Annotated in this window: 12 protein-coding genes; 7 read left to right on the top strand and 5 right to left on the bottom strand. The window is 64.1% G+C overall.

Annotated features, from left to right (window positions below):
* Positions 1-11: 11 nt before the first annotated feature.
* From BLV07_RS00200 to dctP, 3 genes are read right to left on the bottom strand one after another with little or no spacing between them, the layout of a single operon-like run.
* A complete protein-coding gene (locus BLV07_RS00200; RefSeq protein WP_091880157.1) occupies positions 12-1,367 on the bottom strand; it encodes a TRAP transporter large permease in 1,356 nt (451 codons plus the stop codon).
* Complete coding sequence (locus tag BLV07_RS00195; protein ID WP_091878208.1) at positions 1,364-1,921, bottom strand: TRAP transporter small permease; 558 nt, start codon at positions 1,919-1,921, stop codon at positions 1,364-1,366. Before BLV07_RS00195 ends, BLV07_RS00200 begins: the two co-directional genes overlap by 4 nt.
* Entirely contained in the window at positions 1,918-2,937 is a 1,020-nt protein-coding gene (dctP, locus tag BLV07_RS00190; protein WP_091878206.1) for a TRAP transporter substrate-binding protein DctP, read from the bottom strand. Before dctP ends, BLV07_RS00195 begins: the two co-directional genes overlap by 4 nt.
* 122 nt (positions 2,938-3,059) lie before the next feature.
* On the opposite strand from dctP, the gene BLV07_RS00185 reads away from it, so the two are divergent.
* Positions 3,060-3,746 (top strand): GntR family transcriptional regulator, encoded by a 687-nt coding sequence (locus BLV07_RS00185; RefSeq protein WP_091878204.1) that lies wholly within the window; start codon positions 3,060-3,062, stop codon positions 3,744-3,746.
* Between the two features lie 303 nt (positions 3,747-4,049).
* Here BLV07_RS00185 and BLV07_RS00180 read toward each other — a convergent pair whose 3' ends face one another.
* Entirely contained in the window at positions 4,050-4,820 is a 771-nt protein-coding gene (locus BLV07_RS00180; RefSeq protein ID WP_244550918.1) for an AraC family transcriptional regulator, read from the bottom strand.
* A gap of 185 nt (positions 4,821-5,005) precedes the next feature.
* Here BLV07_RS00180 and BLV07_RS00175 point away from each other — a divergent pair, with 185 nt between their 5' ends.
* From BLV07_RS00175 to acdA, 6 genes are all read left to right on the top strand, one after another.
* On the top strand, positions 5,006-6,325 hold the full coding sequence (locus BLV07_RS00175; RefSeq protein ID WP_091878199.1) for a tetratricopeptide repeat protein: 1,320 nt from the start codon (positions 5,006-5,008) through the stop codon (positions 6,323-6,325).
* Entirely contained in the window at positions 6,326-7,552 is a 1,227-nt protein-coding gene (locus BLV07_RS00170) for an MFS transporter (RefSeq protein WP_091878197.1), read from the top strand.
* An 89-nt stretch (positions 7,553-7,641) separates the two neighbouring features.
* Positions 7,642-8,319, top strand: a complete 678-nt coding sequence (locus BLV07_RS00165) for a cupin domain-containing protein (protein ID WP_091878195.1) — start codon at positions 7,642-7,644, stop codon at positions 8,317-8,319.
* A 115-nt stretch (positions 8,320-8,434) separates the two neighbouring features.
* Entirely contained in the window at positions 8,435-9,079 is a 645-nt protein-coding gene (gene acuR, locus BLV07_RS00160; protein ID WP_244550917.1) for an acrylate utilization transcriptional regulator AcuR, read from the top strand.
* 34 nt (positions 9,080-9,113) lie between these two features.
* Entirely contained in the window at positions 9,114-9,686 is a 573-nt protein-coding gene (locus BLV07_RS00155) for a peroxidase-related enzyme (protein WP_091878190.1), read from the top strand.
* A 14-nt stretch (positions 9,687-9,700) separates the two neighbouring features.
* Positions 9,701-10,879: a 3-sulfinopropanoyl-CoA desulfinase gene (acdA, locus tag BLV07_RS00150; RefSeq protein WP_091878188.1), complete on the top strand. Its 1,179-nt coding sequence runs from the start codon at positions 9,701-9,703 to the stop codon at positions 10,877-10,879.
* Between the two features lie 348 nt (positions 10,880-11,227).
* On the opposite strand, the gene BLV07_RS00145 is transcribed toward acdA, so the two are convergent.
* Positions 11,228-11,569, bottom strand: coding sequence for a RidA family protein (locus tag BLV07_RS00145; protein ID WP_091878187.1), 342 nt, complete (start codon positions 11,567-11,569; stop codon positions 11,228-11,230).
* Between the last annotated feature and the right edge of the window lie 64 nt (positions 11,570-11,633).

Genomic DNA, 11,633 nt, shown 5'->3' with positions numbered 1-11,633 from the left:
TGCCTCCTCGGTTAACGCGACGGGGCGCCCATCACCAGGTTGGGCAGAAAGGTGGAGATCGAGGGCGCCAGGCAAAGCAGGACGACCGCGAACGCCATCAGGAGCACGAAGGGCAGCGTTCCCCAGATCACGTCCCGCAACGGGATGTCCGGCGCGATGTTTCTGATGACGAAGATGTTGAGTCCGACCGGTGGATGAATGAGGCCCATCTCCATCACGATCGTCATCACTACGCCGAACCAGATCAGGTCGAAGCCTGCGTCCTTGAGCGGCGGCAGGATGATCGGCGCAGTCATCAGGATGATCGAAACCGGAGGCAGGAAGAAGCCGAGCACGACCACCAGCACCAGGATCGCTGCCAATAGCACCCAGCGCGACAGCTGCATCGCGACAATCGCCTGCGCCGCCGCCTGACTGATGTGGAGATAGCTCATCACGTAGGAGTAGAGCAGCGACATGCCGATGATCAGCATCAGCATGGTCGATTCCTTCAGCGTCGATTCCAGGATCGGGCCGAGATCCCGCGGGCGCCACACGCCATAGATCGAGGCGATCAGGACCAGCGCGAGGATGCCGCCGAGGCCTGCGGTTTCCGACGGCGTCGCATAGCCGCCATAGAGTGCGATCATGACGCCGCTGAGCAGCACGACGAAGGGGAGCACCCGCGGCAGCGCACCGAACCGCATCGCCATGGTGAAGCGCTCATTCGAAAGGATCGGATGCTGCGCAGGGTCCGCGGCATAAGCGCGCTCTGCCGCGGCGTATTCGGACTTGAATCTCAACACCGCATACGTCGCAAACAGTAGCACCAGGAGAAGGCCCGGGCCGATGCCGGCGAGGAAGAGACGACCGAGCGACTGCTCCGCCGCGACCGCGTACAGGATCATGGTGATCGAGGGCGGCAGCAGGATGCCCAGCGTGCCGCCGGCCGCGATGACGCCCGCAGCAAAGCCGCCGGAATAGCCGCGCTTGCGCATTTCGGGAATGCCGGCCGAACCGATGGCCGAGCACGTCGCCGGAGATGATCCGGCCATCGCAGCGAACAGCGCGCAGGCGAAGACATTGGCGATGCCGAGCCCACCGGGGATGCGGCCCATCCAGACGTGCAACGCGCTGTAGAGGTCCTGTCCCGCCTTCGACTTGCCGATCGCGGCGCCCTTCAGGATGAAGAGCGGGATCGCCAGCAGCGTGATCGAGGCCATCTCCTCGTAGACGTTCTGCGTCACCGTATCGAGCGATGCGGCGGGCATGAAGAAATACATGAAGACGACGGCGACGGCACCGAGCGCCAGCGCGATCGGCATGCCCGAGGCCATAACGGCGAGCGTGGCCCCGCCATACATCAGTCCGACGGCAAACGTGCTCATTTGCTCCTCCATCCGTCGACGCGCGAGGCGAGCTGAAGCGCGATTTGAACCGTCATCAGCGTCATCCCGAGCGACATCATGCTGTAGGGAATCCATAGCGGCGGGGCCCAGGTCGATCCGGACACCTGTCCGTCGACCCATGCCTCGTGGAACAGCGTCCAGGATTTCCAGGCGAAGAAGCAGCAGAACAGCAGGCTCGCGGTGTCGACCACGAGCATGCGGATCGCATTGCCGCGCTTCGACAGATAGCCGGTGAGGGCCTCGATGCCGATATGGCCGCGTCCGGCTTGCACGAAAGCGGTCGACAGGAACGTGGCGCCGACCAGCAGGAACACCGCGGCCTCGTCCTGCCAATAGGTCGCCGCGTTGAAGAAGTAGCGCGCGGCCACGCTGTAGCTCAGGATCGTGCTCGCGACGATGAGTGCGATCGAGCAGAGGACGACGATCGTCCTGTTGAGCAGGATCATCGCGCAATTGATCCGTCCCACCGTGGAGCCGGGTCGCGCTGCCGTCATGACGACGGAGTGGCCGAGATCGACGCCGTGCGCGCTCATGATCCGGCCTCCATGGCGAGCTTGATCAGGCGGGCGCAGTTCTCGTTCTTGTTGGCGTAATCCTTCCAGGCCGTGTCGCGCGCAAGCTCCCGCCACGCCTGAACCGTCTTGTCGTCGAGATCATGCACGGTCGCGCCGGCGGCCTGGTAGACCTTGGCCACGCGGACGTCGTCTTCCATCGCCGCGGTGCGGCCGAACGCTTCCAGCTCAGCGCCGACCGAGACGATGATGTCGCGCTCCTCGCTCGAAAGCCGATCGAACACCGCCTTCGACATCACGAGCGGCTCGAGCATGAACCAGTAGCTCTTGGCCCGGCCGGTCGTCAGATGCTTGGCGAGCTCTTCCAGGCGGAACGAGGTCAGGCTGGTGGACGAGGTGAGGGCGGCATCGCAGGCACCGGTCTGCATCGCCGCATAGAGTTCGTTGGAGGGAAGCGACAGCACCGAGGCGCCGGCGGCCTGGAGCACGAGATCCATCTCGCGCGAGCCGCCGCGGATCTTCATGCCCTTGGCATCGCCGACCTCGACCAGCGGACGCGCACGGCTGGCGACGCCGCCGGCCTGCCAGATCCAGGTGACAATGACGATGCCTTTGGCGGCGAGAAACTTGCTGAACTCCTGGCCGATCGGCTTGTTCTTCCAGCCGAGGCCTTCGTCGTAACCGGTGACGAGGCCCGGCATCAGGCCGATGTTCAGTTCGGGCAGATCTCCGCCGGCGTAGGAGATCGGAATGAGGCTCATGTCGAGCGCGCCTTTGCGCATTGCCGAGACCTGCGCGTTGGTCTTCATCAGCGACGAGCCGGGATAGATCTCGGCGGTCATCGCGCCCTTGCTGCGCTCCTGGATCAGGGCCGCGAAACGCCGGCAGATCCGGTCGCGGAAATCGCCCTCGGTCGCCGTGCCACCCGGGAACTGGTGCGAGATCTTGAGGGCCGTGGCCGCGCGCGCTTCCCCGAACCGGAGCAGCGCCGGGGCTGCGATTCCCAAGGCCAGGGCTTGGCGTCTTGAAATCCTCATTCCATACCTCCCGTTACTGGATTGCATTTTTTATTTATAATCTTGCATACAATTAATATATGAACTGCATGCTATTAGTCTTGTCAAGTATATGATATGGAATTGTGGATCAGGTGTATGCAATGAGCCAGGCCTTCAGACTTAAGCAGTCGATCGAAGACGCTGTGATTGCAGGAGAATTCCTGCCGGGCGATCGCCTGGACGAAGCCTCGCTGGCGCAGCGATTCGGGGTGTCGCGCACCCCCATCCGGGAGGCGCTGCTCCAGCTCGGCGCCGAGGGCTTCATCGATGTTCGCCCGCGCCGCGGCGCGATCGTCAGTGTCCCGTCACCGACCCGGCTGTTCGAGATGTTCGAAACGATGGCGGAGATCGAAAGTGCTTGCGGACGCCTAGCCGCGCGTCGGCTGACCCCGGAGAACGATGCGGCAATGGAGACTGCTCATCGCGCCTGCGAGATTGCCGCGCGCGAAGGCGACAGCGAGCAGTACTACGCCGACAACCGCAATTTTCACGAAGCGATCTACCGCGCGAGCCGCAACAGTTTTCTCGCCGATCAAGCCTTTGCTCTGCACAAGCGGCTGAGCGCCTATCGCCGTATCCAGCTACGTGCGCGCAACCGCCTGCTGCAATCGCTCCAGGAGCACGCGGGGATTCTCGAAGCGATCCGCGCCGGCGATGAGCAACTCGCGGCAACGCGACTTCACGATCATGTTCTGGTCCAGGGTGAGCGGTTCTCGGACATGGTGCTTGGCCTTGCCGCGGATCGACGATCCGACGCGACCGGAAGCAAGAGCGGAACGGCGAAGTAGAGGCTGCGTCAGCGCCAGCTAGAGCATGATCCGGAAAAGTGTGCAGCGGTTTTCCGAAAAGATCATGCTAAAACAATAACCTAAAGCGCGATGACGATTCATCCCAATCTCATCGCGCTTTAGCGTTGAGTCTCGCCGTAGCCATTCGTCACTCCATTCAGGGTGTCCGCGCTGTGCTGCCGGTCGTGCCGCCACCGAAGAATGCCACCCAACCCAATCTGGCCCCAACTGGGCTCGGCTTCGATGGTTCCGAGGAAGCCCGAATGCTGCTTCGCCGGAACTCGCCGCTTCAAATCCTCCTCATCAGCGAATGTCGGCGGCACGCTGCTCGCTAGTTGCTCTTCGCATGTAGGCGTGCGGACTGGATCCCATTTCCGTCCGGAATGCGTAGACGAACGCGGATGCGGATCCGTAGCCCAGTTGCATCGCGGTCTCCGTGACTCCCGTGCCGCTGCTCAACAGCTCGATAGCGCGCAGCAGCCGCACTCGCCGCCGCCATGATCGCAGGCTTGAACCCATTTCCGCTTCGAACTGGCGCGTCAGCGTGCGCGACGACATGCCGAGCGCCTTGGCCCAGTCATCCGAAGTTCGGGAATCGGCTGGATCGACGTAGAGCGCTTCGCAAAGACGCAGCAGGCGTTCGCCACGCGGCCACGGCAACCCCGCCGTCAGCGCGCGAGCCCTGCCGAGCTGATCGAGAATGAGTGTCGCGACACGATCGGGGTAGCCGTCGGCATCCTGACTTCCTTCGATGACGGCGGCCTCCACGATCAACGCCTTCAGCAAGGGGGAGACGGCGAGCACTGTCGGAGCCGATGGCAGATTGCTCCCGGCGTCGACGGCAATCCACAGGCTGCGAAACTCCGCGCCGAGAAGGGAGCCCACCCGATGGCGAACGCCGCGCGGCAGCCAGACGGCTTGGTCGGGCGAGATGACGAAGGAACGGTTCTCCGCGGTCACCATCAGCACGCCGTCGATGGCGTAGACCACCTGGTGCCAGTCGTGCGCGTGCTCCGGGAATTCGTGCCGCGCCGGGATCGACTGGGCGCGCATGGTGATCGGGCGCGGCGGCAAGGCATCCGGCGGAGCCGATAGTGGGGTCCAGGTCATGTCGTTTCCGATTGGCCGATATTCTATATAAATTGGCAAAACGTCGAAAGACAGCCGCTTTTCGCTCTGCTAGCGCTCCAGTTCAAGGCCGGCCACACCACGGACTTCGTTGGCCGGACCCGTCTCGTCCCTCGTATCAGGAGCGGAGCATGGCCGAGTGCGACAGCCGGGGCCTGCCGATTTCGACAGATTCGCCGCAAGCCGCCGGTCAATATCGGGCCGGCATCGATCTGCTTCTGTCGGCGTGGCCGGGCGCAGATGAGGCGCTGCGGCAAGCCGTGGAGCACGATCCGCATTTCGCGCTGGCGCACGCCGCCCTCGCACGTCTGCACGCGATCAAGGCCGAGCCCGCGGAGGCGCGCGCAAGGATCGCGATTGCGCAGGAAATCGTCGCGCGAAACGGCTCGCCGCGTGAGATCAGCCATGTGGCGGTCCTCGCGCTCGCGGTGACCGGTCAGTCCGCCAAGGCGTTGGAGCGCGCGCTCGCGCATCTGGACGCGTGGCCGCGCGACGTCCTGATCCTCTCTCTGCCGCTCGGTGCGTTCGGCCTGTTCGCGTTCTCGGGGATGATCGGGCATGACCAGGCGCGCGTGGATCTCTGCGAACGCGTCGCGGGTCGCTACGACACGGACGACTGGTGGTTCCTGACCTATCGCGGCTGGTCACATGCCGAGAACGGATCGGTCTCGAGAGGTCGCGACCTCGCGCAACGTGGTCTCGAACGGCGCCGCGCCAACGCGAACGCCGCGCATGCGGTCGCGCATGCGATGTTCGAGCAGGGCGCCAAGGACGAAGCCGAAACGCTGCTCGAAGGCTGGTTGCCTGATTATGATCGGGCAGGGATGCTTCACGGTCATCTGGCCTGGCACGCGGCGCTCTCGGCGCTGGAGCGCGACGATCCGCAACACGCCCTGGCGATCTACTCCAAATACGTTCGACCTTCGGCCTCGCTCGGTCTGCCGATCAACGTCGTGAGCGACACGGTTTCCTTGTTGTGGAGGCTTCAGGCGTATGGCCATGAGGTGCCGTCCGGCATGTGGGGCGAGGTCGAGAGCTACGCCGGATCCCACTATCCGAGTCCCGGTCTGGCATTCGTCGAAGTGCACATGGCCTTGTTGGCCGCCGCGACCGGAAAACACGCCACGGCCGTCGACCGCATCAAGGCGAATGCGCAACGTGTCGCGGACGGCGCGCTGCCGGCTGGTCCCGTCGTGCCGGCCATCGGGCGGGCGGCGCTCGCGTTCGCGAACGCCGACTACGCCGAATGCATGCGGATTCTCGAGCCCGTGGCCGCAGACGTCGCCCGGGTCGGCGGCAGCGGCGCCCAGAGGGAAATCATCGAAGACATGTTGTTGCTCGCTTTCATGCGAAGCGGCGATTCCGCCAAGGCACGCGATCTGCTCGATCGCCGCCTTCACCGCCGTCCGTCGCAGCGCGATGCGCGCTGGCGCGGCCAAATCGAGGTCTGAATGTCAGAAGTTGCCGTGCAAGGGCGGGTGGAGGCTCCGCCCGCGTTTCGTTTCGAGCGCAGCAATGTCGCAAGGCTCGCCGTCGCGCAGGCACTGGCCGGCGCGAATTCGACGATCGTCTACGCCACCGGCGCCGTGATCGGCGACATGCTGGCGCCCAGCAAGGCGCTGGCAACTCTCCCGATCTCGATCTTCGTGGTCGGGATGGCCGCCTGCACCTTGCCCGCCGGAGCGGTCGCGCAACGTTACGGTCGACGCGCGACCTTCATGATCGGCACCGGCTGCGGTGTCCTCTCCGGCCTGATCGGATCGCTCGCGATTCTATACGCCTCATTCGGCCTGTTCTGTGCGGCGACGTTTCTCGGCGGTGTCTACGCTGCGGTGGTGCTGTCCTTTCGCTTCGCTGCCGCCGATTGTGCGGCGCCGGAGCGGCGGCCGCGCGCGCTATCGGCGGTGATGGCAGGCGGTGTCTTTGCCGGCGTGATCGGGCCGCAACTCGTCACGTATACGATGGGTCTGTGGCCACCCCATCTGTTCGCGGCCACCTATCTGGCACAAGGCGCGGTCGCCGCGATCTCCTTATCGGTTCTCGCCGGGGTCCGTCTGCCGATGCCGATCGCGGCCGACAGAGGCAGAGGCCGTCCTCTTTCCGTGATCGCGCGCCAGCCGCGTTTCATTGCCGCAGTGGTCTGCGGTGTCGTCTCTTATCTGCTGATGAACTTCCTGATGACGGCGGCGCCGCTCGCGATGAAGTTCTGCAATCTGTCGCAGGAGGCTGCCAATCTTGGTCTGCAATGGCATGTGATCGCCATGTACGGCCCGAGCTTCTGGACCGGCAGGTTGATCACCCGGTTCGGCGCATCGAGGGTGGTGGCGACAGGGCTGCTGCTCACCGCCGCCTCTTCGGCAGTCGGTCTGTTCGGCATTCAGGTCGGGCACTTCTGGGCGACACTGATCCTGCTCGGCGTCGGCTGGAATTTTGGCTTCGTCGGAGCTTCCGCGATGGTGCTGGAGTGTCATCGCGCGGAGGAGAAGGCGCGCGTCCAGTCGCTGAACGACTTCATTGTATTCGGCACGATGACCTTCGGCTCGTTGCTGTCGGGTGGACTGCTCTCCGCCTATGGCTGGAATACGGTCCTGTGGGTCTCGTTTCCGCCTCTGTTCCTGGCCGTCGCCGCGCTGGCGCTGGCATCACCACGATCGCGCCGCGGCGATGCGGCGTCGTGATATGCTGGAGCGCGCCGCGGAGGCCGTCGCACGGATGCGGTCCGGCCAGGCCCGTTTCAGAATGGTGTTGACCATGAGGGAGAAGAGCCATGCGCATCAATGATAATTTGACGGTTCCGGTGATCGTCCAGGCCGGGCAGCTGCCGTGGACCCAAAGCCCGGCGGCCGGTGTCGACCGGCGCATGCTGTTCCGCATCGGTGACGAGGTCGCGCGCGCCACCTCGATCGTGCGGTATGCCCCACACAGTGCGTTTCCGCGCCATACGCATGGCGGCGGCGAAGAGATCGTCGTTCTCGATGGCGTCTTTCAGGACGAGCATGGCGATTACCCCGCGGGCAGCTACTTCCGCAATCCGCCCGGGACCTCGCACGTTCCCGCATCGGAGGCTGGCTGCACGATCTTCGTGCGCCTTTGGCAATTCCGGGATGGCGATCGCGATCAGATCGTGCGACGGCCCGCGGAAGGTCGTCAGCGCGAGCCGCGATCGGGGGCGGCGAGCGCGCTCGAACTGTTCGACGACGGATTTGAGAACGTGCGTTTCGAGAGCTGGATGCCGGGCAGTTCCGTCACGGTCGAGAACGCACGCGGGCTCGAAATGCTCGTTCTCGCCGGGAGCCTGTCGATTGGTGATCAGACGCTGCTCCCGCAAGGCTGGGTCCGCTTGCCGGCCGGACAGCCCCTGCGCGCCGTCTGTGGTGCGGACGGCGCGAAAGTCTGGCTGAAGGACGCTCCCTTGCTGCATCCGGACGTCTGCCAAATGCCGTGAAATGCGAGGCGACCTGCACGTCGTTGAAGCCTCATCGACAATCGCCGGGCCTCGATGACGACGCGGGATTGATTTTGCAAGACGATCGGTCTAATAAATTGCCATGAGAGCGATTTTGCCGTCAGCCGAACCGCGTCGCCGTGGCCGTCCGCCCAAGGACCAGACACGGCCAGACGCGCCGCGCGCACGGCTGCTGCGCACCGGCGTTGCGATCCTGACCGAGAAGGGCTTCAGTGCCGTTGGCGTCGAGGAGATCCTGGACGCTGCGGAGGTGCCAAAAGGCTCATTTTACCACTACTTCGACAGCAAGGAGGCCTTCGGTCTCGCACTGATCGACGCCTATGCCGACTATTTCGCGCGCAAGCTGGACCGATGGTTCGACGACACCGAGCGTGCTCCGCTCGACCGTCTGCGTGATTTCATCGCGGACGCGCGCTCGGGCATGGCGAGACATCGCTACCGGCGCGGCTGCCTCGTCGGCAATCTCGGACAGGAGATGGGTGTTCTGCCCGAACCGTTCCGGAAGCGCCTCGCTGCTGTGTTCCGGGATTGGGAAGCGCGGACGTCGCGTTGCCTGCGGTCGGCGCAAGAGGCGGGCGAGATGTCCAGCGAGCTCGACTGCGAGGATCTCGCGCAGTTCTTCTGGATCGGCTGGGAGGGCGCGGTGTTGCGCGCCAAGCTCGAACGGCGCCCGGATGCGCTCGACGTCTTCGCCGAAGGCTTTCTTGCGATGATCCGGGCGAAAGGTGAGGGGCGATGACTGTCATGCCAATCTTCAACGAGGAGCCAAGCTCATGACCGAAACACGGGCCCTCAGCCGCTTCCCTGTCCCCGATCTCGCCGATATGCCGGACGATATCCGCAGCCGCATCCTGGCCGTGCAGGAGAAGTCCGGCTTCATTCCGAATGTCTTTCTCGTGCTCGCCCACCGGCCGGAGGAGTTTCGCGCGTTCTTTGCCTATCACGACGCGCTGATGGACAAGCCCGGCAATCTGACCAAGGCCGAGCGCGAGATGATCGTCGTTGCGACCAGCAACCTCAATCAGTGCCAGTACTGCGTGGTGGCGCATGGCGCGATCTTGCGCATCCGCGCCAAGGACCCGCTGATTGCCGATCAGGTCGCCGTCAACTACCGCAAGGCCGACATCACCGATCGTCAGAAGGCGATGCTGGATTTCGCTGTTCGGGTCTCGACCGAGGCGCACAAGACGTCTGAAAGCGACTTCGCCACGCTGAAGGCGCACGGATTCACCGAAGAGGACATCTGGGACATCGCGGCGATCTCGGCCTTTTTCGGCCTGTCGAACCGGCTCGCGAACGTGACGAGCATGCGTCCGAATGCCGAATTCTATGCCATGGGCCGCTGAGAAGGAGCGGCGCCATGGAGCTGTCATCCCGTCAATTGGCTTTGAAGGAAAGAGCCGCCGCCTTCTCGAACGGGCTGCTGCGCAAGCGCGGCGCCGAGATCGATCAATCGCGCGAGTATCCCTTCGACGTTGTCGAGGCGCTGAAAGCCGAGCGCTTCATGGGCATGACCATCCCGAAGGAATATGGCGGGCAGGGCCAGAGCTTCCTCGATACGGTGCTGGTGATCGAGGAGATGGCGCGCGCGTGCACGGTCTCGGCGCGTATCGTCGTCGAGGCCAATATGGGCGCGATCTCCACCGTCATGGCCTACGGCACCGATGCACAGCGCAGGCGCGCTGCCGATCTCGTCCTGGCGGGCGACAAGCCGGCCATCTGCATCACGGAGCCCGAGGCGGGCAGCGACGCGAGCGGTATGAAGACCCGGGCCGACAAGCGCGGCAATCGCTACGTGCTCAACGGCAGCAAGCATTGGATCACCGGTGCCGGCGTATCGCGCCTGCACTTGATCTTCGCGCGGGTCTTCGATGAGAGCGGTGAGGAGCTTGGCGTCGGCGGCTTCCTGGCCGTGCGCGGCGAGGCCGAAGGGCTGCGCATCGGCAAGCGCGAAACGACGATGGGACTGTGCGGCATGCCCGAGGGCGAGCTCGTGTTCGAGGATCTGGAGATCACGCCGGACATGGTGCTGCTGCCTCCGTCGGGCTTCAAGCGCGGCTTTGCCGACCTCATCAATGCCTATAACAGTCAGCGTGTCGGCGCAGGCACTGTCGCGATGGGGATCGCAGCAGGTGCGCTGGAGCACGCCGTCGAATGGGTCAAGACGCGCGAGCAGTTCGGGCGCCCGATCGGCGAATTCCAGGGGCTGCAATGGATGCTCGCCGACATGCAAACGCAGCTCACCGCATCCCGCCTGATGCTGCATGCAGCCGCCGCGTCGCGAGGCCCGGGCGGCAGCGCATTTCCCGATCCGACCCTCGCGGCGCAGGCGAAGATCTTCGCGTCCGAGGCGGCGATCAAGATCGTCAACGATGCACTTCAGATGTTCGGGGCCCGCGGCTATTCGCGCGACTTCCCGCTCGAGCGCATGGCGCGCGACGTCCGCATGTTCACGATCGGCGGCGGCACGGCGCAGGTGCTGCGCACGCTCGTCGCGAGCAAGGTTCTGGGTTGGAAGCTACCGCAGACCCGTCATTGAGCAGGGTCATCCAGACTGCTTCAGCCAGTTCTGGGCTCGGCTCGCGGTCGGCTTGCGTCTGCGATCGCTAGCTCGCGTCATCATGGCTGCTTCAGCGGCCCTGACGCGCCGACGCAGCTCTAACAATTCGCGATATGCGGCACGAAGCGGATCGTCAGAATCGAGCGTCGGCGATTGCTTTGAAGAATTCGTCGTGCCGTAGGATGAGTATCTGATCATCTTGAACACGCTGCGTTTGATATGCGCAGAGCGTATCAGGGCATTCCCTTCGCGCAACGAAAGTCGCTCGTTAACATTGATGTCGGCGCAAAAAGTTAAGACCGGTACATGGATAGGCTCTCCCAACCGCTATTGTCGCGCAGCGATCGCGGTCATCTCGAGCTTGACGCCCGGACCGAGATCGGCGACGCCGATTGCGGCGCGCGCCGGCAGATGAGCTTCTGAAAAATGCGCCTTCCAGGCGGCGGCCTTTTCCTTCAGGTTGGTCATGTAGATGGTCACCTGCAAGACGTTGGCCAAATCGGATCCGAGGGTCTTCAGCAGCTGCGCCAGCTGCCGGAGGACGTCGTTGGCCTGGCCCGACATATCGAGGCTCGTGTCTTCGGGGACAATTCCGCCGATGTAAAGCACGCCATTATGCTCGACCACTTCGTGGAGCAGACCTTCGTAAGGCAAGATGCGCTTGATCATGATGAGACCGATGTTGCTGGTGAGGAAGGGGAGGCGTATCGCACATCTGCACCACCAATACGAG

It is taken from the genome of Bradyrhizobium sp. Rc2d (assembly GCF_900099855.1).
Lineage (GTDB): Bacteria > Pseudomonadota > Alphaproteobacteria > Rhizobiales > Xanthobacteraceae > Bradyrhizobium.
This window is presented reverse-complemented; position numbering and strand designations above follow the sequence as displayed.

What these genes read in the sequence shown, in the direction of transcription:
- BLV07_RS00145 (WP_091878187.1), bottom strand. Translation starts at nt 11,569, where the DNA reads ATGATCAAGCGCATCTTGCCTTACGAAGGTCTGCTCCACGAAGTGGTC.
- BLV07_RS00155 (WP_091878190.1), top strand. Translation starts at nt 9,114, where the DNA reads ATGACCGAAACACGGGCCCTCAGCCGCTTCCCTGTCCCCGATCTCGCC.
- acdA (WP_091878188.1), top strand. Translation starts at nt 9,701, where the DNA reads ATGGAGCTGTCATCCCGTCAATTGGCTTTGAAGGAAAGAGCCGCCGCC.
- BLV07_RS00165 (WP_091878195.1), top strand. Translation starts at nt 7,642, where the DNA reads ATGCGCATCAATGATAATTTGACGGTTCCGGTGATCGTCCAGGCCGGG.
- BLV07_RS00195 (WP_091878208.1), bottom strand. Translation starts at nt 1,921, where the DNA reads ATGAGCGCGCACGGCGTCGATCTCGGCCACTCCGTCGTCATGACGGCA.
- BLV07_RS00170 (WP_091878197.1), top strand. Translation starts at nt 6,326, where the DNA reads ATGTCAGAAGTTGCCGTGCAAGGGCGGGTGGAGGCTCCGCCCGCGTTT.
- BLV07_RS00175 (WP_091878199.1), top strand. Translation starts at nt 5,006, where the DNA reads ATGGCCGAGTGCGACAGCCGGGGCCTGCCGATTTCGACAGATTCGCCG.
- BLV07_RS00200 (WP_091880157.1), bottom strand. Translation starts at nt 1,367, where the DNA reads ATGAGCACGTTTGCCGTCGGACTGATGTATGGCGGGGCCACGCTCGCC.
- BLV07_RS00185 (WP_091878204.1), top strand. Translation starts at nt 3,060, where the DNA reads ATGAGCCAGGCCTTCAGACTTAAGCAGTCGATCGAAGACGCTGTGATT.
- dctP (WP_091878206.1), bottom strand. Translation starts at nt 2,937, where the DNA reads ATGAGGATTTCAAGACGCCAAGCCCTGGCCTTGGGAATCGCAGCCCCG.